At 61.1% G+C, this 23,756-nt stretch carries 24 protein-coding genes; 16 read left to right on the top strand and 8 right to left on the bottom strand.

Going from position 1 to position 23,756, the window contains the following annotated elements; all coding sequences use genetic code 11:
* Positions 1-15: 15 nt before the first annotated feature.
* Positions 16-1,323, top strand: coding sequence for a urate hydroxylase PuuD (locus TK06_RS28905; RefSeq protein WP_063324809.1), 1,308 nt, complete (start codon positions 16-18; stop codon positions 1,321-1,323).
* A gap of 362 nt (positions 1,324-1,685) precedes the next feature.
* Positions 1,686-2,471, top strand: coding sequence for an outer membrane protein OmpK (locus TK06_RS28900; protein WP_063324808.1), 786 nt, complete (start codon positions 1,686-1,688; stop codon positions 2,469-2,471).
* A gap of 131 nt (positions 2,472-2,602) precedes the next feature.
* On the opposite strand, the gene TK06_RS28895 is transcribed toward TK06_RS28900, so the two are convergent.
* Both TK06_RS28895 and TK06_RS28890 read right to left on the bottom strand, forming a co-directional pair.
* Complete coding sequence (locus TK06_RS28895) at positions 2,603-3,757, bottom strand: patatin-like phospholipase family protein (RefSeq protein WP_063324807.1); 1,155 nt, start codon at positions 3,755-3,757, stop codon at positions 2,603-2,605.
* A gap of 43 nt (positions 3,758-3,800) precedes the next feature.
* Positions 3,801-4,733, bottom strand: a complete 933-nt coding sequence (locus TK06_RS28890) for a lipid A biosynthesis lauroyl acyltransferase (protein WP_063324806.1) — start codon at positions 4,731-4,733, stop codon at positions 3,801-3,803.
* A gap of 118 nt (positions 4,734-4,851) precedes the next feature.
* Between TK06_RS28890 and minC the strand changes: the two genes are divergently transcribed.
* The 6 genes from minC to TK06_RS28860 all read left to right on the top strand — a co-directional run bounded on the left by minC (position 4,852) and on the right by TK06_RS28860 (position 9,546).
* Positions 4,852-5,589 carry a septum site-determining protein MinC gene (minC, locus tag TK06_RS28885; RefSeq protein WP_063324805.1) on the top strand — a complete coding sequence of 246 codons (738 nt, stop codon included), beginning with the start codon at positions 4,852-4,854 and terminating at the stop codon, positions 5,587-5,589.
* A 200-nt stretch (positions 5,590-5,789) separates the two neighbouring features.
* Entirely contained in the window at positions 5,790-6,602 is an 813-nt protein-coding gene (gene minD / locus TK06_RS28880) for a septum site-determining protein MinD (protein ID WP_058542331.1), read from the top strand.
* Positions 6,602-6,856, top strand: a complete 255-nt coding sequence (minE, locus tag TK06_RS28875) for a cell division topological specificity factor MinE (protein ID WP_003179111.1) — start codon at positions 6,602-6,604, stop codon at positions 6,854-6,856. The genes minD and minE overlap by 1 nt, the downstream gene beginning before the upstream one ends.
* 101 nt (positions 6,857-6,957) lie before the next feature.
* Positions 6,958-7,593, top strand: coding sequence for an RluA family pseudouridine synthase (locus TK06_RS28870; RefSeq protein ID WP_003204542.1), 636 nt, complete (start codon positions 6,958-6,960; stop codon positions 7,591-7,593).
* A gap of 238 nt (positions 7,594-7,831) precedes the next feature.
* Entirely contained in the window at positions 7,832-9,121 is a 1,290-nt protein-coding gene (locus TK06_RS28865; RefSeq protein WP_014339686.1) for a M18 family aminopeptidase, read from the top strand.
* A 242-nt stretch (positions 9,122-9,363) separates the two neighbouring features.
* A complete protein-coding gene (locus tag TK06_RS28860) occupies positions 9,364-9,546 on the top strand; it encodes a hypothetical protein (protein ID WP_063324804.1) in 183 nt (60 codons plus the stop codon).
* A 7-nt stretch (positions 9,547-9,553) separates the two neighbouring features.
* Here the strand turns inward: TK06_RS28860 and TK06_RS28855 are convergent, their stop codons facing one another.
* The gene (locus TK06_RS28855; protein ID WP_063324803.1) at positions 9,554-10,300 is read right to left on the bottom strand and encodes a UTRA domain-containing protein; all 747 of its coding nucleotides are present in this window, start codon (positions 10,298-10,300) and stop codon (positions 9,554-9,556) included.
* 349 nt (positions 10,301-10,649) lie between these two features.
* Here TK06_RS28855 and TK06_RS28850 point away from each other — a divergent pair, with 349 nt between their 5' ends.
* The 6 genes from TK06_RS28850 (at position 10,650) to TK06_RS28825 (ending at position 15,960) form a co-directional block, all read left to right on the top strand.
* The gene (locus tag TK06_RS28850; RefSeq protein ID WP_063324802.1) at positions 10,650-11,717 is read left to right on the top strand and encodes an ABC transporter substrate-binding protein; all 1,068 of its coding nucleotides are present in this window, start codon (positions 10,650-10,652) and stop codon (positions 11,715-11,717) included.
* 121 nt (positions 11,718-11,838) lie between these two features.
* A complete protein-coding gene (locus tag TK06_RS28845) occupies positions 11,839-12,645 on the top strand; it encodes an alkaline phosphatase family protein (RefSeq protein WP_063324801.1) in 807 nt (268 codons plus the stop codon).
* 5 nt (positions 12,646-12,650) lie between these two features.
* Positions 12,651-13,487, top strand: coding sequence for an ABC transporter permease (locus tag TK06_RS28840; RefSeq protein WP_161951765.1), 837 nt, complete (start codon positions 12,651-12,653; stop codon positions 13,485-13,487).
* Positions 13,474-14,274, top strand: a complete 801-nt coding sequence (locus tag TK06_RS28835; RefSeq protein ID WP_063324799.1) for an ABC transporter permease — start codon at positions 13,474-13,476, stop codon at positions 14,272-14,274. Before TK06_RS28840 ends, TK06_RS28835 begins: the two co-directional genes overlap by 14 nt.
* The gene (locus tag TK06_RS28830) at positions 14,271-15,260 is read left to right on the top strand and encodes an ABC transporter ATP-binding protein (protein ID WP_063324798.1); all 990 of its coding nucleotides are present in this window, start codon (positions 14,271-14,273) and stop codon (positions 15,258-15,260) included. Before TK06_RS28835 ends, TK06_RS28830 begins: the two co-directional genes overlap by 4 nt.
* Positions 15,261-15,306: 46 nt before the next feature.
* A complete protein-coding gene (locus TK06_RS28825; protein WP_063324797.1) occupies positions 15,307-15,960 on the top strand; it encodes an HAD family hydrolase in 654 nt (217 codons plus the stop codon).
* A 222-nt stretch (positions 15,961-16,182) separates the two neighbouring features.
* Here TK06_RS28825 and TK06_RS28820 read toward each other — a convergent pair whose 3' ends face one another.
* The 5 genes from TK06_RS28820 to TK06_RS28800 form a co-directional block, all read right to left on the bottom strand.
* Positions 16,183-16,971 (bottom strand): DUF2182 domain-containing protein, encoded by a 789-nt coding sequence (locus TK06_RS28820; RefSeq protein WP_063324796.1) that lies wholly within the window; start codon positions 16,969-16,971, stop codon positions 16,183-16,185.
* Positions 16,971-17,606, bottom strand: coding sequence for a DUF1326 domain-containing protein (locus TK06_RS28815; RefSeq protein ID WP_063324795.1), 636 nt, complete (start codon positions 17,604-17,606; stop codon positions 16,971-16,973). Before TK06_RS28815 ends, TK06_RS28820 begins: the two co-directional genes overlap by 1 nt.
* A 226-nt stretch (positions 17,607-17,832) precedes the next feature.
* On the bottom strand, positions 17,833-18,072 hold the full coding sequence (locus TK06_RS33650; RefSeq protein ID WP_086936740.1) for a hypothetical protein: 240 nt from the start codon (positions 18,070-18,072) through the stop codon (positions 17,833-17,835).
* A gap of 9 nt (positions 18,073-18,081) precedes the next feature.
* Positions 18,082-18,303, bottom strand: coding sequence for a hypothetical protein (locus tag TK06_RS28805; RefSeq protein WP_139230551.1), 222 nt, complete (start codon positions 18,301-18,303; stop codon positions 18,082-18,084).
* A 255-nt stretch (positions 18,304-18,558) separates the two neighbouring features.
* On the bottom strand, positions 18,559-19,521 hold the full coding sequence (locus TK06_RS28800; protein ID WP_063324792.1) for a zinc-binding dehydrogenase: 963 nt from the start codon (positions 19,519-19,521) through the stop codon (positions 18,559-18,561).
* A gap of 139 nt (positions 19,522-19,660) precedes the next feature.
* Here TK06_RS28800 and TK06_RS28795 point away from each other — a divergent pair, with 139 nt between their 5' ends.
* Both TK06_RS28795 and TK06_RS28790 read left to right on the top strand, forming a co-directional pair.
* Complete coding sequence (locus TK06_RS28795; RefSeq protein ID WP_203417453.1) at positions 19,661-21,739, top strand: carboxy terminal-processing peptidase; 2,079 nt, start codon at positions 19,661-19,663, stop codon at positions 21,737-21,739.
* A 118-nt stretch (positions 21,740-21,857) separates the two neighbouring features.
* Positions 21,858-23,645 carry a bifunctional diguanylate cyclase/phosphodiesterase gene (locus tag TK06_RS28790; RefSeq protein WP_063324790.1) on the top strand — a complete coding sequence of 596 codons (1,788 nt, stop codon included), beginning with the start codon at positions 21,858-21,860 and terminating at the stop codon, positions 23,643-23,645.
* Positions 23,646-23,756 lie beyond the last annotated feature (111 nt).

Genomic DNA, 23,756 nt, shown 5'->3' with positions numbered 1-23,756 from the left:
CGAGAGGTAAAGACTGTGGAAGCACATATGCTGGAATGGCTGAACCTGAGCGTACGCTGGGTTCATATGATCACTGGCGTGGCCTGGATCGGCGCGTCGTTCTACTTCGTCTGGCTGGAAAACAACCTCAATCGCGTCAATCCAAAAAGTGGTCTGGCTGGTGACTTGTGGGCGATCCACGGTGGTGGCATCTACCACCTGGAAAAATACAAACTCGCGCCACCGTCCATGCCGGAAAACCTGCACTGGTTCAAGTGGGAAGCGTATTTCACCTGGATGTCGGGTGTCGCGCTGCTGTGCGTGGTGTTCTATTGGAACCCGACCCTATACCTGCTGGCCCCCGGCAGCAGCCTCAGCGGCCCCGAAGGCGTGGCGCTGGGTATCGGCTCGTTGTTCGTTGGCTGGTTCGTCTATTCCTTTCTCTGCGACTCGGCCCTGGGCAAGCGCCCCGCCCTGCTCGGTTTGATCCTGTTTGTGCTGTTGATCGCCGCCGCCTACGGGTTCAGCAAGGTGTTCAGCGGTCGCGGTGCCTACCTGCACGTCGGGGCGGTCATCGGCACGATCATGGTCGGCAACGTGTTCCGCATCATCATGCCAGCCCAACGTGCGCTGGTGGCGGCCATCGCCGAGAACCGCACGCCCGATCCGGCGCTGCCGGCCAAGGGTTTACTGCGTTCGCGCCACAACAACTACTTCACCCTGCCGGTGCTGTTCATCATGATCAGCAACCATTTCCCGAGCACCTATGGCAGCCAGTACAACTGGCTGATCCTGGCCGGGATCGCCGTGGCGGCGGTGTTGGTGCGGCATTACTTCAACACACGCCATGACAGCAACCGGTTTGCCTGGACGCTGCCAGTCGGCGCCCTGGCGATGATCTGCCTGGCGTATGTCACCGGCCCTAAACCCATGCCCAGCGCACCGGACGTGGCCAAGACGCCAGCCGCCATCGAATACCAGCCGTTGCCGGAAACGGCAGTGGGTGGCGGCGCGAAACCGGCAACCGCCCCGGCCGCACCGGCATCGGCATCGGCACCCACTCAGGCCGCCAAAGCTCAGGGCCCATCGTTCGAGAAGGTCCACAGCGTGATCCAGGAGCGCTGTTCGGTCTGCCATTCAGCCAAGCCCACCAGCCCGTTGTTCAGCGCCGCGCCAGGTGGGGTGATGTTCGATACGCCAGAGCAGATCCAGCAACAGGCTGCGCGTATCCAGGCCCAGGCCGTGGCCACCCAGATCATGCCCTTGGGCAACATCACCCAGATGACCCAACAGGAACGCGACCTGATCGGCGCGTGGATCAACCAGGGCGCGCGGACCAACTGAGCCGCGCCCCAAATTCGCCGCGAATGCGCCGTTGCAGGGCACTTGATCCCACCAGGACAAGCCCGTACCCTGCGCGGCCGTTCACACCCGGGCAGCGTAAAAAAATCATCGAATCCTGACCGAAACGCCAGCTTATCCCGGCATCACGGGGGATATCGGACGGCCCTGGAAAACATCTTTTTCGACTGTTCCAAATAGCTGGGACGAGCTTTTTTCGGGTTTGGCTCAGCTCTTGCTATCAGCATCTGCCACGAGCAAAAAGCTGACCGAACGGATGTTTTTATCCGTAGAAAAAAGCGCCACATCAAGAGCGCTGATCTGAAAAAAAATGGCGGTACCACTTACCTTTGGGAGCAAACTGAATGAAACGTACATGCACCAGCCTGATACTCGCAGGCGCCTTGTTGGTCGCAGGCCAAGCGATGGCCGATGACCTGTTCCAATGGCAGAACAATAGTCTGACCTACCTGTACGGCAAGGATTTCCAGGTCAACCCGCGCATCCAGCAGACCGTGACCTTCGAACACGCCGACGCCTGGAAATACGGCGACAACTTCTTCTTCCTCGACCGGATCTTCTACAACGGCCAGGACGACAGCCAGTCCGGCCCGAACACCTACTACGGTGAGTTCAGCCCACGCCTGTCGTTTGGCAAGATCTTCGACCAGAAGCTGGAACTGGGTCCGATCAAGGACGTGCTGCTGGCCATGACGTATGAATTCGGCGAAGGCGACAACGAGTCCTACCTGATCGGCCCGGGTTTCGACCTGGCGATTCCCGGCTTCGACTACTTCCAGCTGAACTTCTACAACCGCCAGACCGAAGGTCCACGCGCCGGCGACAACGTCTGGCAGATCACCCCGACCTGGGCCTACACCATCCCCATGGGCTCATCCGACCTCCTGATCGACGGTTTCATCGACTGGGTGGTGGACAATGACACCAACTCCAAGGGCACCTACCACGCCAACCTGCACATCAACCCGCAGATCAAATATGACCTGGGCAAGGCGTTGAAGCTCGGTGCCAAGCAGTTGTATGTGGGCGTGGAGTACGACTACTGGAAGAACAAGTACGGGATCGAAGACAGCGACGGGTTCAAGACCAACCAGAGCAATACCAGCTTCTTGCTCAAGTACCATTTCTAATCGCACCACCCAGGTGAGAGCGAGCAAGCTCGCTCCCACATTGGTTTCGTGAAAGCCAGGATTTAGCGCCCACCGCAAATCCCTTGTGGGAGCGAGCTTGCTCGCGATAGCGGGGGACCTGCTTGCATCCGTCAGGACAACCCCAAAAACCGACTCAACGCCTCACGCTGTGCCAGTGCATCCTGGCGTCCCAGCTCGATCAGTTCGCTGCAATAGCCCGACTCGAACAACAGATAACTCAGCACCCCCGCGCCGCTGGTCTTGGTCGCGCCCGGCCCTCGCAAGAATAACCGCAGCGCACGGGGCAGTTCCTGCCGATGGCGGGCGGCGATTTCATCAATGGGCTGGCTGGGCGAAATTACCAGCACGTCCACCGGCGCCGCGCCGAGGGCGTGGGCCGGCACGTCGGCGGGCAGCAGGTGACTGAACCCGTTCAGGCGCTCAAGCAACTCGATGTCGCTTTCCAGGCTGTCAATGAACGTGCTGTTGAGCATATGGCCGCCGATCTGCGCCAGGGTCGGTTGCAGGCCGGTGTAGCTGCGCTCGGCGGGATCCTGACCACCCGCGCCACGGGGATTGCCGCTGACGCCGATCACCAGCACCCGATTGGCCCCCAGGTGCAAGGCCGGGCTGATGGGCGCCGATTGCCGTACCGCGCCGTCACCGAAGTATTGCGGGCCGATCCTGACCGGCGCGAACAACAAGGGAATCGCCGAGCTGGCCAGCAGGTGCTCCACCGATAACTGCGTCGGCACCCCAATACGTCGATGTCGCAGCCAGGCATCGATGGTCCCGCGCCCTTGGTAGAAGGTGACGGCCTGGCCGGATTCATAACCGAACGCCGTCACTGCCACGGCGCGCAGTTGCTGCTCGACGATGGCCTGCTCGATACCCGAGGCGTGGAATTGGGCCTGGAGCAGTTCGCGCAACGGCGAACTGTCGATCAGCGCCACGGGCAACTTGGCCCCCAGGCCCAACAGGCTGTGGGTAATGAAACGCGTCGCCTGGGCGATCACGCCTCGCCAGTCGCTGCGCATGACCTGATGGCTGCGCACCGCTTGCCAGAACGCCGTCAGCCGCTCGATGGCGGTCTTGAAGTCCATCGCCCCGCTCGCCAGACTGACGGCGTTGATTGCCCCGGCCGACGTACCGACGATCACCGGGAACGGGTTGTCCGCACCGTCTGGCAACAATTCGGCGATGGCCGCCAGCACGCCTACCTGATACGCCGCTCGAGCCCCACCGCCGGAAAGAATCAAACCTGTAACCGGTTCAGCTGGGGTCATCGCAATGCTCCGTGCTCAAGGTGCTGAAATGGCGGATATTGGCTCAACCGCGTTTGTCGTACAGCTTCGGCTCGCCCGGTGGACGGCTTTTGAAGCGCCGGTGGGCCCAGAGGTATTGCTCAGGACAATCACTCACCGACTGCTCGACCCACTGGTTGATGCGGATGCAATCGGCTTCCTCGGTCTCGCCCGGAAAATCCGTCAGCGGGGCCTGGATCACCAGGCGATAACCGCTGCCGTCGGCCAGGCGTTCCTGGATGAAGGGCACCACCAGCGCCTTGCCCAAGCGGGCGAACTTGCTGGTGGCGGTGACCGTCGCGGCCTGGATGCCGAAAAGCGGCACGAACACGCTCTGCTTGGCGCCGTAATCCTGGTCCGGCGCATACCAGATCGCCCGCCCGGCCCGCAGCAGCTTGAGCATGCCGCGCACGTCGTCACGCTCCACGGCCAGGGAGTCGAGGTTGTGCCGCTCGCGGCCGCGGCGCTGGATGAAGTCGAACAGCGGGTTCTTGTGCTCGCGGTACATGCCATCGATGGTGTGCTGCTGGCCGAGCAACGCCGCGCCGATTTCCAGGGTGGTGAAATGCAGCGCCATCAGGATCACGCCCTTGCCCTCGCGCTGGGCCTGCTTGAGATGCTCCAGCCCTTCGACATGGGCCAGTTTCGCCAAACGCGAACGCGACCACCACCAGCTCATGGCCATTTCGAAAAAAGCGATGCCGGTGGAGGCAAAGTTTTCCTTGAGCAGACGCTTGCGCTCGACGGCGGACTTTTGCGGGAAACACAGTTCCAGATTGCGCCGGGCGATGCGCCGTCGGTCGCCGGCTACTCGATACATCAGCGCACCGAGTGCGCGACCGACCCGCAGCAACAACGGATAAGGCAATTGAACGATCAGCCACAGCAGGCCCAGGCCGCACCACAGCAGCCAGAAACGCGGATGAAAAAATGCAGCTCGAAAACGCGGGCGATCCATTACAGCTTCCATTAAGACATGGGCCGCGCATTCTACATTGTTCGACCCGGGTTGCGGCTGGCGGACGATCTCGTTATAAGTCTCGGCACTTTTAGTGACAAGCCGTTGTACGCCGACCATGAGCCAAACCGAACCGCTAGACCAAGATCCCGTGTTCCAGTTGAAGGGCAGCATGCTCGCCATTACGGTGCTGGAGCTGGCCCGCAACGACCTGGAAGGCCTTGACCGGCAGTTGGCGGCCAAAGTCGCCCAGGCGCCGAACTTCTTCAGCAATGCACCGCTGGTGCTGGCCCTGGACAAGCTGCCGGCCGGCGAAGGCGCGGTGGACCTGCCAGGCCTGATGCGCGTTTGCCGCCAGCACGGCCTGCGCACCCTGGCGATCCGCGCCAGCCGTATCGAAGACATCGCCGCGGCCATTGCCGTGGACATTCCGGTGCTGCCGCCGTCCGGCGCCCGGGAGCGCGTGCTGGAACTGAGCCCGGTCGAAGCCAGGAAAGTCCCGGAAAAACCACCAGAGCCCACCATCAAGCCGACGCGCGTCATCACCTCGCCAGTACGCGGCGGGCAGCAGATCTATGCCCAGGGTGGCGATTTGGTCGTGGTGTCCTCGGTCAGCCCGGGCGCGGAACTTCTGGCCGATGGCAACATCCATGTATACGGCCCGATGCGCGGCCGCGCGCTGGCCGGCGTCAAGGGGGATACGAAAGCCAGGATCTTCTGTCAGCAATTGAGCGCTGAACTGGTCTCCATCGCCGGGCAGTACAAGGTCTCCGAGGATTTGCGCCGCGATCCGTTGTGGGGGGCGGGCGTTCAGATCAGCCTGTCGGGCGACGTGTTGAACATCATTCGGCTTTAACGGATACTGCCGCATTTTCCAAGCATCTCTAAAACGAGCGAAAACGGCTTAAACGACGTAGGAAAAAGGATCAGGCAGTGTTTACCGGAGGTAGACCCCGTCCGACATCCGATTCCAGCCAAGCCTGTCCAATTGCAGCCGTTTTCCAGAGATGTTTTTCAGGGGCTGAAAAAGTCCTTTTTCCTTAGGGGTGAAACACCTTGGCCAAGATTCTCGTGGTTACATCCGGCAAGGGTGGTGTGGGTAAGACCACCACCAGCGCCGCTATCGGTACCGGTCTCGCTCTGCGCGGCCACAAGACAGTCATCGTCGACTTCGACGTCGGCCTGCGTAACCTGGACCTGATCATGGGTTGCGAGCGTCGCGTGGTCTATGACTTCGTCAACGTCGTCAACGGTGAAGCGAACCTGCAACAAGCCCTGATCAAGGACAAGCGCCTTGAGAACCTCTACGTGCTGGCCGCCAGCCAGACCCGCGACAAAGACGCGCTGACCCAGGAAGGCGTGGAAAAAGTCCTGATGCAACTCAAGGAAGACTTCGAGTTCGTGGTCTGCGACTCCCCGGCCGGTATCGAGAAAGGTGCCCACCTGGCCATGTACTTCGCCGATGAGGCGATTGTCGTGACCAACCCGGAAGTGTCGTCGGTCCGTGACTCCGACCGCATGCTGGGCCTGCTGGCAAGCAAATCCCGCCGCGCCGAAAAGGGCGAAGAGCCGATCAAGGAACACCTGCTGCTGACTCGCTATAACCCACAACGGGTCAGCGACGGCGAAATGCTCGGCGTCGAAGACGTCAAGGAAATCCTCGCGGTCACCCTGCTGGGCGTCATTCCCGAATCCCAAGCGGTACTCAAGGCCTCCAACTCCGGCGTGCCGGTGATTCTCGACGACCAGAGCGACGCCGGCCAGGCGTACAGCGATGCCGTCGATCGCCTGCTGGGCAAAACCGTAGCGCATCGTTTCCTCGATGTAACGAAGAAAGGTTTCTTCGAGCGCCTGTTTGGAGGTAGGTAATGAACCTTTTTGACTTCTTTCGTGCCAACAAAAAGCCCAGTACCGCCTCGGTCGCGAAAGAGCGTCTACAGATCATCGTGGCGCACGAACGCGGCCAACGCAGCACCCCTGACTACCTGCCGGCCTTGCAGAAGGAGCTGGTGGAAGTGATCCGCAAATACGTCAACATCGGTAGCGATGACGTGCACGTGGCACTGGAAAGCCAGGGCAGTTGCTCGATCCTGGAACTCAACATCACCCTGCCGGATCGCTGATCGCGCCGGCGGAAGCCACGGCGGCTCGGGTCCTTCTCCTCCCATTCGTGGGCTGAGAAGGGCCCGCGCCGCCGTTGGCGTTTGTAACGAGACTGTTTTCAATGCCCCTGTCCAACATCCGCATCATTCATCAGGACGCCGCTGTCCTGGTGGTCGACAAGCCGACCCTGTTGCTCTCCGTGCCCGGCCGGGCCGACGACAACAAGGACTGCCTGATCACCCGCCTGCAGGAAAACGGTTATCCGGAAGCCCGAATCGTGCACCGACTGGACTGGGAAACCTCCGGCATCATCCTGCTGGCCCGCGACCCGGACACCCATCGCGAACTGTCCCGGCAATTTCATGATCGCGAAACCGAAAAAGCCTACACGGCGTTGTGCTGGGGCCAACCGGAGCTGGACAGTGGCAGCATCGACCTGCCCTTGCGCTACGACCCGCCGACCAAACCTCGGCATGTGGTGGACCATGAGCACGGCAAACACGCCCTGACCTTCTGGCGCGTACTGGAACGTTGCGGCGATTGGTGCCGGGTCGAGCTGACGCCGATCACCGGGCGCTCGCACCAATTGCGCGTGCACATGCTGTCCATCGGTCATCCGCTGCTGGGCGACGGACTCTACGCCCACCCGCAGGCCCTCGCTGCCTGGCCACGCCTGTGCCTGCACGCCAGCATGCTGAGCTTCACCCATCCGCAAAGCGGCGAGCGCCTGCGCTTCGAGTGCCCGGCACCGTTCTAAGAGACACCACCGAGCCCTGTGGTGAGGGGATTTATCCCCGCTGGGCCGCGAAGCGGCCCTAAAGACTGACACCTCGGAAAGTCTGCTTGGGTTGCTGCTGTTGGGGCTGCTGCGCAGCCCAGCGGGAGCAAGCTCCGTCGCCACAGCCCCCCCCCTAGTCACTCACATATCCACGCCGCACCCTCCCCAGCGACCACCAATACGGTAAACTGCCGCCCATTGCTGTCTGGAGTTTCTTATGCGCGCAGAGTTGAACCAGGGCCTGATCGACTTTCTCAAGGCCTCCCCTACCCCGTTCCATGCCACCGCCAGTCTTGCCAAGCGCCTGGAAGCGGCTGGCTATCAGCGTCTTGACGAACGCGAGACCTGGGCCACCGAGGCCAACGGTCGCTATTACGTCACGCGCAACGACTCCTCGATCATCGCCTTCAAGCTCGGCCGCAACTCACCGTTGCACGATGGCATCCGCCTGGTCGGTGCCCACACCGACAGCCCCTGCCTGCGGGTCAAACCGCAGCCGGAACTGCAACGCCACGGGTTCTGGCAACTGGGCGTGGAAGTCTACGGCGGCGCGTTGCTGGCGCCGTGGTTCGACCGCGACCTGTCACTGGCCGGGCGCGTGACTTTCCGCCGTGATGGCAAGGTCGAAAGCCAGTTGATCGACTTCAAGGCGCCGATCGCTACGATTCCGAACCTGGCCATCCACCTCAATCGCGAAGCCAACCAGGGTTGGGCCATCAACCCGCAGAATGAACTGCCGCCGATCCTTGCCCAGTTCGCCGGGGACGAGCGCGTCGATTTCCGTGCCGTGCTCACCGATCAACTGGCCCGCGAACATGGCCTGAACGCCGACGTGGTACTCGACTACGAGTTGAGTTTCTACGACACACAAAGCGCTGCGGTCATTGGCCTGCACGGCGATTTCATCGCCGGTGCGCGCCTGGACAACCTGCTGTCGTGCTACGCCGGCCTGCAAGCGTTGCTGAACGCCGATACCGAAGAAACCTGCGTGCTGGTATGCAACGATCACGAGGAGGTCGGTTCGTGCTCGGCCTGTGGTGCCGACGGCCCGATGCTGGAGCAAACCCTGCGTCGCCTGCTGCCTGAAGGTGAAGAGTTCGTCCGCACCATTCAGAAATCCTTGCTGGTGTCGGCGGACAACGCCCACGGCGTGCATCCCAACTATGCCGACAAGCACGACGCCAACCACGGCCCCAAGCTCAACGCCGGCCCGGTGATCAAGGTCAACAGCAACCAGCGCTACGCCACCAACAGCGAAACCGCCGGGTTCTTCCGCCACCTGTGCATGGCTGAAGAAGTGCCGGTGCAGAGCTTCGTAGTGCGCAGCGACATGGGCTGCGGTTCGACCATCGGCCCGATCACCGCCAGCCAGCTGGGCGTGCGCACCGTGGACATCGGCCTACCGACCTTCGCCATGCATTCGATCCGCGAACTGTGCGGCAGCCATGACCTGGCGCATCTGGTGAAGGTGTTGAGCGCGTTTTATGCGTCGCGCGAGTTGCCATAACCGCCGCGCTCCCTCTGTGTGAATGGCCCCATGTGGCGAGGGAGCTTGCTCCCGCTGGGCTGCGCAGCAGCCCCAAAACTGCGGTTGAATGCAGATTTGCCAGTGCTGCGCACTGGAGCGGGAGCAAGCTCCCTCGCCACAAGAGGGTTCACCTCGGGATCGCGGGGGATGTGACTTACATCATCACATCCTGGGAAAACCCCAACTAGACTGACCTTATCCCCCCCGACAAGGCTGTCTCCATGGTTTCCATATCTTCGTTCAACGCCATGCTGGTGCCCATCATTGCCGGCATGATCCTGCTGGCCATCGGCTTCAACTTCCGTGACAAGAGCGTCGGGGTCTTTGCCATGTGGATCGGCATGTTGCTGATCCTCGCCACGGTGGTGATCAAGATCCTGAGCAAGCTCAACGAGTCGCTCTGAGCCTGCCTCAGGCTGCGGGCGATTGTTCCGGTACAGGTTGCTCCGGCACATCCACGCCGACATGGATCGCATCGTGTCGCCAGAATTCCAGGTCGCAATCGATCAGCCGCTGGTGCTGGTCATAGTTGACCCGTGCGATGCGAAGCCCGGGGCTGCCCACCGAAACCTTCAACGCCGCTGCCGCTTCCGGCTGTAACGAGGTGGGCACGATTTCAAACTTCACCCGGCCGTAGTGCAGGTCGTAATGGCGTGCGTACAGTTCGGTGATGGATTGGTTGAGGTCGAACCCCAGGATGTCCGGAAAATACTGCGGGTTCAGGTAGTGCTCGACGTACAGCACCAGCCGCTCGTCGATACGCCGCACGCGGCAGATCTGGATCACGCTGGACAACGCCGGCAGTTGCAACCAGGCACATACCGCCGCCGAGGCCGGTTGCAGGCGCGCCGAGATCACTTGGGTAGAAGGCACACGCCCTTGGGCTGCGACCATGGCGTGGAAATGGCTGCGTTGCATCAGGTTGTAGGCCAGGCGCGGCGGCGAAACGAACCAGCCCCGGCGCTCCTCCCGATAAATCTGCCCCTGGGCTTCGAGCTGCAACAACGCCTCACGCACGGTAATCCGCGTGGTCCCGAACAACTCACTGAGCTTGCGCTCGGCCGGCAATTTGCTGCCGGGCGCCAGCAACCCGTGGTCGAGCTGCTCTTGCAGGACCTGTCCGATGGCTGTCACCGCTTTGGTTGCATCGATGCGCATCAACGTTACCTATCTGGACTAGACCAGCACTGTTTCGGGGCAAGATCGACTGTCCATCGATCCGCTTCTTGGTCCAGCAAGCCTAGGCACTGCACATGACTGGCAGATGACAGAGCCGCCGAACGGTCGTTTTGCAAGCGTGCAAATTAACGGCCAAGTCCTTTCAGATCAGCTGTTTAACCATGGTCTACGCTTAATTCGCAGCCAACCTCCACGAGCCGGGCATTTCCTGAAGCCTGCACCACCGACATCAAAATGTCACAGGGCTGGCCTACATTGGCTCAGGTATTGCTGACCTAGACCAACACAACCGCAATCGCAGCGTTGAAAACGCCCATAGGAGCTTCGGATGAAACAGCTTTTCCTGGCATCACTGTTAGGCTCGACCATTGCCATGTGCACCGCCGCCATGGCCGCTGACACCGATCTGAAAACATTGGAAGCCGCTGCGAAAGCGGAAGGCGCCGTGAACAGCGTCGGCATGCCCGATGACTGGGCAAACTGGAAAGGCACCTGGGACGACCTGGCCAAGGTCTACGGCCTGAAACACATCGACACCGACATGAGCTCGGCCCAGGAGATCGCCAAGTTCGCCGCCGAGAAAGACAACGCCAGCGCCGACATCGGCGACGTCGGTGCAGCTTTCGGCCCGATCGCGGTCAAGCAGGGCGTGGTGCAACCCTACAAGCCAAGCACCTGGGAACAAGTACCTGCCTGGGCCAAGGACAAGGACGGCAACTGGGCATTGGCCTACACCGGTACCATCGCCTTCATCGTCAACAAGAAGCTGCTGCACGGTTCCGAAGTGCCGACCAAGTGGGCGGACCTGAAAACCGGTAAGTACAAAGTCTCCATTGGTGACGTGAGCACCGCGGCCCAGGCGGCCAACGGCGTGCTGGCTGCCGCCCTGGCCAACGGCGGCGACGAGAAAAACCTGCAACCGGCGCTGTTGATGTTCGCCGAGATCGCCAAGCAAGGGCGCCTGTCCATGGCCAACCCGACCATCGCCACGATGGAGAAAGGTGAAGTCGAAGTCGGCGTGGTCTGGGATTTCAACGGCCTGAGCTACAAGGCCAAGATGGCCAACCCGGATGACTACGTCGTGCTGATTCCGTCCGACGGCTCGGTCATCTCCGGCTACACCACCATCATCAACAAATACGCCAAGCACCCGAACGCCGCCAAGCTGGCTCGCGAGTACATCTTCAGCGACGCCGGCCAGATCAACCTGGCCAAGGGCAACGCCCGGCCCATCCGCGCCGAGCACCTGACACTGCCGGAAGAGGTCAAGGCCAAGCTGCTGCCGAATGAGCAGTACAAAGGCGTGACGCCGATCAAGGATGCCGATGCGTGGGAAAAAACCTCCAAGGCTCTGCCGCAGAAATGGCAGGAAGAAGTGATCATCAATATGCAGTGAGGCGCTAGCTCTCGCTCGGATATCCAATGGAAATCCAATTGTGGGAGTGAGCAATCTCGCTCCCACATTGGACCTGCGGTGAATCCGAGTTTTCTGGTTCCCATCCGGAGTCCTGGTATCCATGAAGCACAACGTCATCCTGGTGGTGCTCGACGGCCTCAACCATGAAGTCGCCCGGCATGCCATGGGGCATTTGCAGGCTTACGTCGGCGCAGGACGCGCGGCCCTCTACAAACTGGAATGTGAACTGCCGGCCCTGTCCCGTCCGCTCTATGAATGCATCCTCACCGGCGTCGTGCCCATCGACAGCGGGATCGTGCACAACAACGTCTCGCGCCTGTCGAATCAGCGCAGCATTTTCCACTACGCCACCCAGGCCGGCTTGAGTACGGCGGCCGCGGCGTATCACTGGGTCAGCGAGCTCTACAACGTCTCACCCTTCGTGGCCGGTCGAGATCGTCACACCGACAACCCCGATTTGCCGATCCAGTACGGGCATTTCTATTGGAATGACCACTACCCCGATTCCCATCTGTTCGCCGACGCCGAACACCTGCGCCAGCGCTACTTGCCGAACTTCCTGCTGGTGCACCCGATGAACATCGACGACGCCGGCCACAAGCACGGCCTCGACACCCCGCAATACCGCAACAGCGCCCGCTCGGCCGACATCAACCTGGCGGTCTACCTGCAAGGCTGGCTCGACGCCGGTTACCAGGTGCTGGTGACGTCCGACCACGGCATGAACAACGATCGCTCCCATAACGGTCTGTTGGCCGAAGAACGGGAAGTGCCGCTGTTTGTCCTGGGTGACGGCTTCAGTCTCGATCCCGCGGCCGCGCCCCGGCAGACCGAACTGTGCGGCACCATTTGCCAATTGCTCGGCGTCGACCACGACAAACCCTATTGCCAGGAGTTACTCAAGTGAACGCCATGACGCGCGGCAAATGGCTGGCAGCGTTGTGCCTGGTGCCCTTCGCGATTTTCTTCATCGTGTTCCAGATCGCCCCCCTGCTTTGGGTGCTGGTCAACAGCCTGGAATCGGAAGAGTTCGGCTGGGGCCTGGCCAACTTCAGCAAGATCTTCAGTTCCAAGTTCTACCTGCAAGCGATCCAGCACAGCCTGGAGATCAGCTTCTGGTCCAGTGTGTTCGGCATCGTCATCGCCGTACTCGGCAGCTACTCCCTGCGCCGGGTGGATTCGCGGTTGCGCAACTTCGTCAACGCGTTCGCCAACATGACCAGCAACTTCGCTGGCGTGCCCCTGGCCTTCGCCTTCATCATTTTGCTCGGGTTCAACGGCAGCATCACGATCATGCTCAAACAGGCGGGGATCATCGAGGATTTCAACCTGTACTCGAAAACCGGACTGATCATCCTCTACACCTACTTCCAGATCCCCCTGGGTGTGCTGCTGCTCTATCCGGCCTTCGACGCCCTGCGCGAAGACTGGCGCGAATCCGCCGAACTGCTGGGGGCCAGCGGTTGGCAGTTCTGGCGGCACATCGGCTTGCCGGTGCTGACCCCGGCGCTGCTGGGCACCTTCGTGATCCTGCTGGCCAACGCCCTCGGCGCCTACGCCACGGTCTATGCACTGACCACCGGCAACTTCAACGTGCTGCCGATTCGCATCGCCGCCATGGTTTCCGGCGATATTTCCCTCGACCCGAACCTGGCCAGCGCCCTGGCCGTGGTGTTGGTGGCGTTGATGACCGTCGTGACCATCGTCCACCAGTTGCTGCTCAAGAGGAGCTACCATGTCTCGCGCTGAACCGGGCTCCGCCGGGCTCTATCATCGGGCGGTGGTGTACCTGCTGTTCGCCATCCTGCTGCTGCCCCTGGCCGGCACGCTGATCTACTCCATCGCCAGCAGCTGGTCGGCCACCGTGCTGCCCAGCGGCTTCACGTTCAAATGGTATGTGCAGTTGTGGAGCGATCCGCGTTTTCTCCATGCCTTCGGCCAATCGCTGCTGGTCTGCGTTGGTGCGCTGGTGCTCTCGGTGGTGTTGATCCTGCCACTGCTGTTCGTGGTGCATTACCACTTTCCGAAACTCGACGCGCTGATGAACATCCTCATCCTGCTGCCCTTCGCGGTGCCGCCGGTGGTGTCATCGGTGGGGCTGTTGCAACTCTATGGCTCCGGACCGCTGGCGATGGTCGGCACGCCATGGATCCTGATCGGCTGCTACTTCACCGTCGCCCTGCCGTTCATGTACCGGGCGATCACCAACAACCTGCAAGCCATCAACCTGCGCGACTTGATGGACGCCGCCCAACTGCTCGGCGCCAGCACCTTTCAGGCCGCGTTCCTGGTCGTACTGCCGAACCTGCGCAAGGGCTTGATGGTGGCGTTGCTGCTGTCCTTCTCGTTCCTGTTCGGCGAATTCGTGTTTGCCAACATCCTCGTCGGCACGCGCTATGAAACCCTGCAGGTCTACCTGAACAACATGCGCAACAGCAGCGGCCACTTCACCAGTGCCCTGGTGATTTCCTACTTCTTCTTCGTACTGGTCCTGACCTGGGCGGCCAACATCTTGAACAAGGACAAAAGCCAATGAGCTACGTCAGCGTCCAACACCTGCAAAAAAGCTACGCCGGCACGCCGGTGTTCAGCGACATCAATTGCGAGATCCACAAGGGCGAGTTCGTCACCCTCCTCGGCCCTTCCGGTTGCGGCAAGTCCACACTGCTGCGCTGCATTGCCGGCCTGACCGCAGTGGATGCTGGCCAGATCATCCTGGACGGGCAAGACATCGTCCCGTTGAGCCCGCAGAAACGCGGCATCGGCATGGTCTTCCAGAGCTACGCCTTGTTCCCCAACATGACCGTGGAACAGAACGTCGCCTTCGGCCTGCGCATGCAAAAAGTCGACGCCTCGGACAGCCACAAGCGTGTGCTGGAAATCCTGCGCCTGGTGGAGCTGCATGATTTTGCCGGTCGCTATCCCCATCAACTCTCCGGCGGCCAATGCCAGCGCGTCGCCCTCGCCCGCTCCCTGGTGACCCGGCCGCGCCTGTTGCTGCTGGACGAGCCGCTGTCGGCCCTGGATGCGCGGATTCGCAAACACCTGCGCGAACAGATCCGTCAGATCCAGCGCGAACTGGGCCTGACCACGATCTTCGTCACACACGACCAGGAAGAAGCCCTGACGATGTCTGATCGGATTTTCCTGATGAACCAGGGAAAGATCGTACAAAGCGGCGATGCCGAAACCCTTTACACTGCGCCGGTCGATGTCTTTGCCGCCGGGTTCATCGGCAACTACAACCTGCTGGACGCCGACAGTGCCAGCCGGCTGCTGCAACGCCCGGTGAACGGCCGCATCGCCATTCGCCCGGAAGCCATCGAACTGAGTCGCGGTGGCGAAGCCGATGCGCTGATTCGCAGCCACAGCCTGTTGGGCAACGTGATTCGCTACCGGGTCGAGGCCCGTGGCGTGGAACTGGTGGTGGATGTACTCAATCGCTCGGCCGCCGACCTGCACCCCGATGGCGCACGGTTGTCACTTTCCATCGATCCGTCGGCGCTGTGTGAGGTAGCCTGATGGCTTTATCGATTTTGAAGTTGATCTTGAAGAGGAAAACGCGCTGATGGCCCTGGCAATTTTTGATCTGGACGAAACCCTGATCCACGGCGACTGCGCCACCCTCTGGAGCGAACAGATGGGACGCCTGGGCTGGGTCGATCCCGAGTCGTTCATGCAGCGCAACAACGCGCTGATGGACGCCTACAGCCACGGCAAACTGAGCATGGAAGAGTACATGGACTTCAGCCTGGAACCGATGATCGGCCGCACACCGGAGGAAATCGAACACTTGGTAGGGCCTTGGGTGGAAGACTTCATCGAACCGATCATCTTCAGCGACGCCACCAAGACCATCGCCGAACACCGCAAGGCCGGCGACCGGATCCTGGTGATCTCGGCCTCGGGCACGCACCTGGTCAAGCCGATTGCCGAACGCCTGGGCATCGACGAGATCCTGGCGATCAACCTTGAAGTGGCCCATGGCGTCTACAGCGGCAAGACCGTAGGCACCCTGACCTACCGCGAAGGCAAGATCGCGCGGTTGCTGGACTGGCTGGATGCCGAGGAAGAGAACCTGGAGGGCGCCAGTTTCTATTCCGACTCGCGCAATGATTTGCCGCTGTTGCTGCGGGTGGATTTCCCCCACGTGGTCAACCCGGATCCCGTGCTGAAGGCCCATGCCGAATCGGCCGGGTGGCCAATCCATACCTGGAAATGAACACTGAACAGCCCCAGGAAGAACACCCAGGCTTGTGTGGCGAGGGAGCTTGCTCCCGCTCGGCTGCGAAGCAGTCGTAAAAACGGTTGACGCGATCTGCCTGGGCAATTGCGTCGTCTCGATTGGGGCGGCTACGCCACCCAGCGGGAGCAAGCTCCCTCGCCACGGGGCACGAGTGCGTCGGTAAGTTCCTGGCAATAAGGCACACTCGCTCCCACAGGTTCAGCCAAGCAGCAGCCACAGGCTCCAGCCGAGCAACAACACACCGCAGACACGGCTGAACCAGAGTCCCTGCGGCAGGTTTTTCTCCAGCAAAATGAAGGCACCGATCACTGCCACCCAGAGCAGGTTCATCACGCCGACCACGAACAGCAGGCCCATCAGGGCCCAGCAGCAGCCCAGGCAGTAAGCGCCATGGGCCAGCCCCATGCGCCAGCCCCCGAGCACGTCGGGGCGCCAGTAGCTGAGCAGAAAATGCAGCGGCCCGCGACAATGCTCAAGGCAGACCGCCTTGCTTGGCAGCCACTGATAGACGCCTGCGACCAACAGCAGGCCGGCGCCCAGCGCGGTACTGGTGCTACGCATCCCCGGACTGAGCAGGGCGAGCTGCTCGAGCGCCCATTGCAGCGCCGTGGCGCCCAGGGCAAAACCGGCCCAGACCAGGAAATAGGCGCTGCCGAACAGCAGCAGGGCCAGGTGTCGCCGCGGTGCCGGCATGCGCTTGCGCAGCATCTGCTGGTAGATCAACAGCATGGGCAAGGTGCTGGGCAGCATCATGCCGACCATCATCACCACCCACATGGCGAACATCAGCAGCGCATCGGCCAGGCTCCAAGGCATGACCATGCCACCCATCGCCGCATCAGCCATGCCGCCCGGCGCACTCATGTCGCGAGCCATCTCCAGCAACATCAGCCAGGCCAGGGCAGTCAGCGCGAGCAGGCAGAGCAGGAGCAGTAACTGCTCGCCTGTCAGTCGCTTGCTCGGCGTCGCCGCCTGAGGTTCTGCCATTACGGCTCTATGCCATGGCCGGTGAAGTGCACGTGGGCGAGGTGGCTATGACTGCCCTGGGATTGTAGTTTGAGGGCTGAATGCGTCTGGTAGCTGCCGCTCGCCACTTCGGCCTCACGGAACTCGAAGCCGTTGGGCAGGGACAGGCGGGCTCGATGAGGTGAGCCGTCGATCGGACTGCGGATCGGTTCGCCGCTGGCCTGCAGCACGCCAGGAATGTCCAGGTGCGCCAAGCGCTGATCGACATCGATGGAGAGCGTGATGGGCACGAACAGCGGTTCGAACGCTTCACTCATGGTGCTGCTGAACACCTGAAACACGTTGGCCCCAGGGTCGCTCTCCAAGCCAGAAAGAATGGTCAACAGGGCCTGGCGTTGCGCCTCATCGGCGCGTTCATCGATGAACACCTGGCAACTGCCGTTGCCCTCATGGATGGCACCCGGCCAAGCGAAGGTGGCGGCCCAGCACAAACCGTCCAGCGCGACCTGATTGAAATATCCGTGTTCCACTCGCATCGACGCCACCGCCTGGCAGTGACCATGGGTCGGTGGTGCATTGAATTGACAGGGGCAGCCCCAATTGCAGTTGCAGGCAATGAATTCGACGCCCTGCATGCGCCATTCGGCGATGGCCATGATCAACCTCTTCACCTGGCAGGTGAAATGAAAGCTGCGGTTACCCCATCCCCCATTAGTTAACGCTAGCAGGGCGCGCGCATCGGATACGGGCTGCCGACCGAAGGTCGGCTTGCCCGTGGTCGCCGGTCAAAGGTGAAAGCCACCGTCGATATCACCTTGTCGCTGCCACGGGCCGCACCTGCACTGTGCTGGTGAGTCTGCGAAACGGCAACAGGCACTAGAGCTAGAGCCCGCAATACACCTGCATCGCATTCAGGGCCGTATCATCCCCATTGCCCTGATCGGGTTCACTTTTGAGTCGGAATCCCCAGACATATTGTCCCTGAGGGCAGTATGCAGCCGCGCCCCAATCTCCCCATGGCCCTTGTTCTGACGTGTCTGAAGGGACTTGTGCTTGGGCAGCTTCAACGAGTACCCATGAAAGTGCACAAACCAGCGCGTGTAGAACGACATGATCAGACATGCCAGTGCCCTACTTGAACTTGGAAAAGGCTTTTGCCAGATCCAGAATTGCTTTTTCGTCTTGCCTGTCCATGTCGCCGTCGCCATCAGCGTCGGTTTTGACATTGACGGTATCGTAGGGGCCGTTCTTTTTCGACGCAGAGACAAAAGTCGCGAACTGCAACTTCTTGCCCTTATAGATCTCCAGGACAACGTCGGGCGATCTGTTGTCGTCAACATATTCCTGGGTCATGCGGAGCTCTTTCGTAGCCATCACAGCACCTCTTCTGTCAGTGGACACTAAACAGAGAGACATCTATTACTCTCGAACCCACTCTAGAGTGACTTTCTTCGTGGTGTCTACTGTCAGACTTGACAGGGTGTATCCCTATCTAGCCCTTTGCAAATTCCAGCGAGCGCGGGAGCGAGCACTTACTACAGGACACTCAAATTCCTGTGTCGAGCAAGCTTGCTCGACACAGGAACCGCAGCTGTACTGCTTGCGCGACTAGCTCAGACTCTCGTCGATCACCAACACCAGCTTCCCTGACACCTGGTTGGTCGCCAACTCCGCAAACGCCGCTTCGGCATCCTTGATCGCGAAGGTCTTGGCCAGTTGCGGGCTCAGGCGCTTGTCGGCAAACAGCGGCCACACCTGTTGGCCCAGCTCGCTGATCAGGTCAGCCTTGAACTGCTCGTCACGGCTGCGCAAGGTCGAACCGAGCAATTGGATACGCTTGCCCAGCACCTGTGCCAGATCCAGTTCGGTCGAGCGCCCCCCCATCAGGCCGATCAACACCCAGCGGCCGTCAACTGACAAAAGTTTCACGTTGAGTTTGGCGTAGCTGCCGCCCACCGGATCGAGGATCACGTCGAACGGACCGAGATCGTTCAAACTCTCCAGGCCATCGGTGCGTACCACGCCGCCCTGGGCGCCCAGGGCCTCGCAATAGGCCAGCCGCTCGGTCGAACCGACACTGACCCAGCATGGGTTGCCGAACGCCTTGCACAGCTGGATCGCGGCCGAGCCGACGCCGCTGGCCCCAGCGTGCAACAGTACTTTTTCACCCGGCTTGAGCGCCGCCAGCTGGAACAGGTTCAGCCACGCAGTGCCGTAGACCTCCGGCAGCGCGGCCGCCTCAGTCAATGACAGGCCCTCCGGCACCGGCAATACATGCCGGCCATCGACCACCACCTCCTCGGCCATCCCACCGCCGGCCAGCAACGCGCAAACGCGGTCGCCCACCTGCCAGGACGAGCCCGGCCCGACCTCGCTGATCACCCCGGCGCACTCCAGCCCCAACACCTGGCTGGCGCCGGGCGGCGGCGGGTAAAGTCCGGCTTTTTGCAGCAAATCGGCCCGATTCAGGCCGGCGGCTGCCACACGAATACGAACTTGCCCGACATCACACGCCGGGCTCGGCTCATCTGCCCATACCACTTGGCCTTCAACGCCTTGCAATGCTTTCACGGTGCCTCCATAGTGAGTCTCGACTGGGCCCGCTGCTTCAACGCCGGGCTTTCTTGCATTATGCGCCCGGGCCACATGGAACCGGCGACTTCAAAGACGGCCTAATATGCGTTATCAATTGTCCCTGCGTCGAATCAGCATGAAGCATCTGTTCCCCAGTACCGCCCTCGCGCTAGTCATTGGCCTCGGCCTGTTACCGCTGTCGAACGATACGTTCGCAGCCAACAGCTGGGACAAGCTTCAGCCCGATCGTGACGAGGTGATTGCCAGCCTTAACGTGGTCGAGTTGCTCAAGCGCCATCACTACAGCAAGCCGCCGCTCGATGACGCGCGTTCGGTCATCATCTACGACAGCTACCTGAAGCTGCTCGATCCGTCGCGCAGTTATTTCCTGGCCAGCGACATCGCTGAATTCGACAAGTGGAAAACCCAGTTCGACGACTTCCTCAAGAGCGGCGACCTGAACGCCGGGTTCACCATCTACAAGCGCTACCTGGACCGCGTGAAGGCGCGTCTGGACTACGCCCTGGCCGAGCTGAACAAAGGCGTCGACAAAATCGATTTCAATACCAAGGAAACCTTGCTGGTCGACCGCAAGGACGCCCCCTGGCTCAAAAGCACAGCCGAACTCGATGACCTGTGGCGCAAGCGCGTCAAGGACGAAGTGCTGCGCATGAAAATCGCCGGCAAGGATTCCAAGCAGATCCAGGAAACCCTGGCCAAGCGCTACAAGAACCAATTGGCTCGCCTGGACCAGACTCGCGCCGAAGACGTTTTCCAGGCGTACATCAACACCTTTGCCATGTCCTACGACCCGCACACCAATTATCTGTCGCCGGATAACGCGGAAAACTTCGACATCAACATGAGTCTGTCCCTGGAAGGCATCGGTGCGGTGCTGCAGAGCGACAACGACCAGGTGAAAATCGTGCGTCTGGTCCCGGCCGGCCCGGCGGACAAGACCAAACAGGTCAGCCCGGCGGACAAGATCATCGGCGTCGCCCAAGGCAACAAGGAAATGGTCGACGTGGTCGGCTGGCGCCTGGACGAAGTGGTCAAGCTGATCCGTGGTCCGAAAGGCTCGGTGGTGCGCCTGGAAGTCATCCCGGCCAGCAATGCGCCGAACGACCAGACCAGCAAGATCGTGCCCATCACCCGTGAAGCGGTGAAGCTGGAAGAACAGGCAGCGAAGAAATCGGTCCTCAACCTCAAGCAGGACGGCAAGGACTACAAGCTCGGCATCATCGAGATCCCGGCCTTCTATCTGGACTTCAAGGCCTTCCGCGCCGGGGATCCGGACTACAAGAGCACCACGCGCGACGTCAAGAAGCTGCTGACCGAGCTGCAGAAGGAAAAAGTCGACGGCGTGGTCATCGACTTGCGCAACAACGGCGGCGGCTCCCTGCAGGAAGCCACCGAGCTGACCAGCCTGTTCATCGACAAGGGCCCGACCGTGCTCGTGCGTAACGCCGATGGTCGAGTGGACGTGCTGGAAGACGAAAACCCCGGTGCGTTCTACAAGGGGCCAATGGCCTTGCTGGTCAACCGCCTGTCCGCTTCTGCCTCGGAGATTTTCGCCGGCGCCATGCAGGACTATCACCGTGCGCTGATCATCGGCGGCCAGACCTTCGGCAAAGGCACCGTGCAGACCATCCAGCCGCTCAACCATGGCGAACTGAAGCTGACCCTGGCGAAGTTCTACCGGGTTTCCGGCCAGAGCACCCAGCATCAGGGCGTACTGCCTGACATCGACTACCCGTCGATCATCGACACCAAGGAAATCGGCGAAAGCGCCCTGCCCGAAGCGATGCCGTGGGACACCATCCGCCCGGCGATCAAACCGGCGGTGGATCCGTTCAAACCGTTCCTGGCCCAGCTCAAGTCCGAGCACGACACCCGCACGGCCCAGGATGCAGAGTTTGTCTTCATCCGCGACAAGCTGGCCCTGGCGCAGAAGTTGATGATGGAGAAAACCGTCACCCTCAACGAAGCCGACCGTCGCGCGCAGCATGCCGACATCGAGGCCAAGCAACTGACCATGGAAAACCTGCGTCGCAAGGCCAAGGGCGAAGAACCGCTCAAAGAACTGAAGAAAGAGGACGAAGACCTGATCACCGAGCCGGAGAAAACCAAGCCGGAAGACGATGCCTACCTGAGCGAGACCGGGCGGATCCTGCTGGATTACCTGAAACTCAACACAGCGATCGCCAAGCACTAGGATGATGGCCATTTAATGGCGATGCTCGTCGGAGTGTCATCAAACTGACATCAGTCTGTCGTGAAATACAGGACTGGGTGCCACGCACCCGGTCCTTTTTTTATCGCCAGAGATTGCCATGACCACGACAGAACAGCTGAGTGCCTTGAGTTCGATCCTGGCTCAAAGCGGTTTGCACAGCCTGTTCCAACCGATCATCTGCCTTTCCGAACGGCGCATCGTGGGTTATGAAGCCTTGACCCGCGGCCCCTCCAACAGCCCGTTGCACTCCCCCATCGCGCTACTCTCCGTGGCGCGCCAGGCCGGCCGCCTCAGCGAACTAGAGTTGGCCTGCCGCCGCAGCGCCTGCCAGCGCTTCAATGAGCAAAAGCTCCCGGGCAAGCTGTTTCTCAACGTCTCGCCCGAGTCGCTGCTGGAATCCGCGCACCAGACCGGGCGCACCCTGCAACTGCTGCAGGACCTCGGCATTGCCCCCAGCCAAGTCGTGATCGAACTGACTGAACAAACCCCTATCGATGACTTCCAGCTCCTGCAAACCGCGCTGCATCATTATCGTGCGATGGGTTTCTCGATTGCCCTGGACGACCTGGGCGCCGGCTATTCGAGCCTGCGGCTGTGGTCTGAATTGCGGCCCGATTATGTGAAGATCGACCGGCATTTCATCGACGGCATCCACCAGGACGCCCTCAAGCGCGAGTTCGTGGGCTCGATCCTGAAAATCGCCCGGGCCTCCCGCGCCCAGGTGATTGCCGAGGGAATCGAACTGCCGGAAGAATTGGCGGTGCTGATCGAAATGGGCGTCGACCTGGTCCAGGGCTATCTGCTGGCCCGGCCTCAGGAACAACCGTCACGCGATGCCAGGGCGCTGATGCCCAAGCAGGACAGCGGCGTGGCGGCGTTGAGCGATGAGGTCAACGACCTCGGTGCGCTGCTCAACGAACAACCGGCAGTGGCCCACAACACGCCGACAGCCACCGTGCTGGAAGCCTTTCGTCGCCAGGCCAACCTCAACTCCCTGGCGGTGCTGGATGATCAAGGGCAGCCCTGCGGCATCGTTCATCGCCATTCGCTCTCGGATGCCTTGCTCAAACCCTTCGCCACCGACCTGTTCGCCCGCAAACCCATCAGCCGCTTGATGAGCGACGACTTTCTCGCAGTGGAGTTGAACCAGTCGTTGCAACAAGTCAGTCGCCTGATCACCAGCCGCGCCCGACAACGCATCGAAGAGGACTTCATCATCACCCTCAACGGCAGCTACATGGGCCTGGGCCGGGTGATCGATGTGCTCAAGCTCATCACTGAACTGAAAATCCAACAGGCCCGCTACGCTAACCCACTGACGCTGCTACCGGGCAACGTACCGATCCAGCAATGCCTCACGCGCCTGCTGCAGCAGCGGCAGGAGTCGGTGATCTGCTACGTGGACATCGACAGTTTCAAACCCTTCAACGACATCTACGGCTACGGTCGCGGTGACGAAGTCCTGCTGTGCCTGGCCCAATGCCTGAACGAACGCATCGACCCCAGCCGCGACTTCGTCGGTCATATCGGCGGCGACGACTTCCTGCTGGTCCTCGGCCCGGAAGACTGGCGCAGACGCCTGGACCAGCTCCTCAGCGACTTCCAGACCCACTGCCGTCGCTTCTACCGCCCCGAACACCTAGAGGCGGGATGCTTTACGGCGTTGAATCGGCAGGGTATTCGACAGGAGTTCGCGTTGTTGTCGCTGTCGATTGGCGTGGTGCACCTGCGCGCCGAGGCCTGTGAGGAATTGGACGCCAGTCAGTTGGCTGAGCTGGCTTCCCAGGCCAAGCATCATGCCAAGGAAATTTTGGGAGGAAGTGTGTATTTGGTGGAGGGTTTGGCGGAGCGGGAGGCTGGGGTGGCGTTGGGTTTGTCGGTGTAAGCGGATTCCCCACTCACCACAGCCCAAACGCCTGGCGCTGACCCTGTGGCGAGGGAGCTTGCTCCCGCTGGGCTGCGTAGCAGCCCCCCTCTTCTGACCAACGCCACGGTG

Origin of the sequence: Pseudomonas fluorescens (genome assembly GCF_001623525.1) — a bacterium.
Lineage (GTDB): Bacteria > Pseudomonadota > Gammaproteobacteria > Pseudomonadales > Pseudomonadaceae > Aquipseudomonas > Aquipseudomonas fluorescens_Q.
Note: the sequence above shows the minus strand (reverse complement) of the source record. Positions and strands in the feature narration are given on the sequence as shown.

What these genes read in the sequence shown, in the direction of transcription:
- TK06_RS28900 (WP_063324808.1), top strand. Translation starts at nt 1,686, where the DNA reads ATGAAACGTACATGCACCAGCCTGATACTCGCAGGCGCCTTGTTGGTC.
- TK06_RS28895 (WP_063324807.1), bottom strand. Translation starts at nt 3,757, where the DNA reads ATGACCCCAGCTGAACCGGTTACAGGTTTGATTCTTTCCGGCGGTGGG.
- TK06_RS28890 (WP_063324806.1), bottom strand. Translation starts at nt 4,733, where the DNA reads ATGGATCGCCCGCGTTTTCGAGCTGCATTTTTTCATCCGCGTTTCTGG.
- minC (WP_063324805.1), top strand. Translation starts at nt 4,852, where the DNA reads ATGAGCCAAACCGAACCGCTAGACCAAGATCCCGTGTTCCAGTTGAAG.
- minE (WP_003179111.1), top strand. Translation starts at nt 6,602, where the DNA reads ATGAACCTTTTTGACTTCTTTCGTGCCAACAAAAAGCCCAGTACCGCC.
- TK06_RS28870 (WP_003204542.1), top strand. Translation starts at nt 6,958, where the DNA reads ATGCCCCTGTCCAACATCCGCATCATTCATCAGGACGCCGCTGTCCTG.
- TK06_RS28865 (WP_014339686.1), top strand. Translation starts at nt 7,832, where the DNA reads ATGCGCGCAGAGTTGAACCAGGGCCTGATCGACTTTCTCAAGGCCTCC.
- TK06_RS28860 (WP_063324804.1), top strand. Translation starts at nt 9,364, where the DNA reads ATGGTTTCCATATCTTCGTTCAACGCCATGCTGGTGCCCATCATTGCC.
- TK06_RS28855 (WP_063324803.1), bottom strand. Translation starts at nt 10,300, where the DNA reads ATGCGCATCGATGCAACCAAAGCGGTGACAGCCATCGGACAGGTCCTG.
- TK06_RS28850 (WP_063324802.1), top strand. Translation starts at nt 10,650, where the DNA reads ATGAAACAGCTTTTCCTGGCATCACTGTTAGGCTCGACCATTGCCATG.
- TK06_RS28845 (WP_063324801.1), top strand. Translation starts at nt 11,839, where the DNA reads ATGAAGCACAACGTCATCCTGGTGGTGCTCGACGGCCTCAACCATGAA.
- TK06_RS28840 (WP_161951765.1), top strand. Translation starts at nt 12,651, where the DNA reads ATGACGCGCGGCAAATGGCTGGCAGCGTTGTGCCTGGTGCCCTTCGCG.
- TK06_RS28835 (WP_063324799.1), top strand. Translation starts at nt 13,474, where the DNA reads ATGTCTCGCGCTGAACCGGGCTCCGCCGGGCTCTATCATCGGGCGGTG.
- TK06_RS28830 (WP_063324798.1), top strand. Translation starts at nt 14,271, where the DNA reads ATGAGCTACGTCAGCGTCCAACACCTGCAAAAAAGCTACGCCGGCACG.
- TK06_RS28825 (WP_063324797.1), top strand. Translation starts at nt 15,307, where the DNA reads ATGGCCCTGGCAATTTTTGATCTGGACGAAACCCTGATCCACGGCGAC.
- TK06_RS28820 (WP_063324796.1), bottom strand. Translation starts at nt 16,971, where the DNA reads ATGGCAGAACCTCAGGCGGCGACGCCGAGCAAGCGACTGACAGGCGAG.
- TK06_RS28815 (WP_063324795.1), bottom strand. Translation starts at nt 17,606, where the DNA reads ATGGCCATCGCCGAATGGCGCATGCAGGGCGTCGAATTCATTGCCTGC.
- TK06_RS33650 (WP_086936740.1), bottom strand. Translation starts at nt 18,072, where the DNA reads ATGTCTGATCATGTCGTTCTACACGCGCTGGTTTGTGCACTTTCATGG.
- TK06_RS28805 (WP_139230551.1), bottom strand. Translation starts at nt 18,303, where the DNA reads ATGACCCAGGAATATGTTGACGACAACAGATCGCCCGACGTTGTCCTG.
- TK06_RS28795 (WP_203417453.1), top strand. Translation starts at nt 19,661, where the DNA reads ATGAAGCATCTGTTCCCCAGTACCGCCCTCGCGCTAGTCATTGGCCTC.
- TK06_RS28790 (WP_063324790.1), top strand. Translation starts at nt 21,858, where the DNA reads ATGACCACGACAGAACAGCTGAGTGCCTTGAGTTCGATCCTGGCTCAA.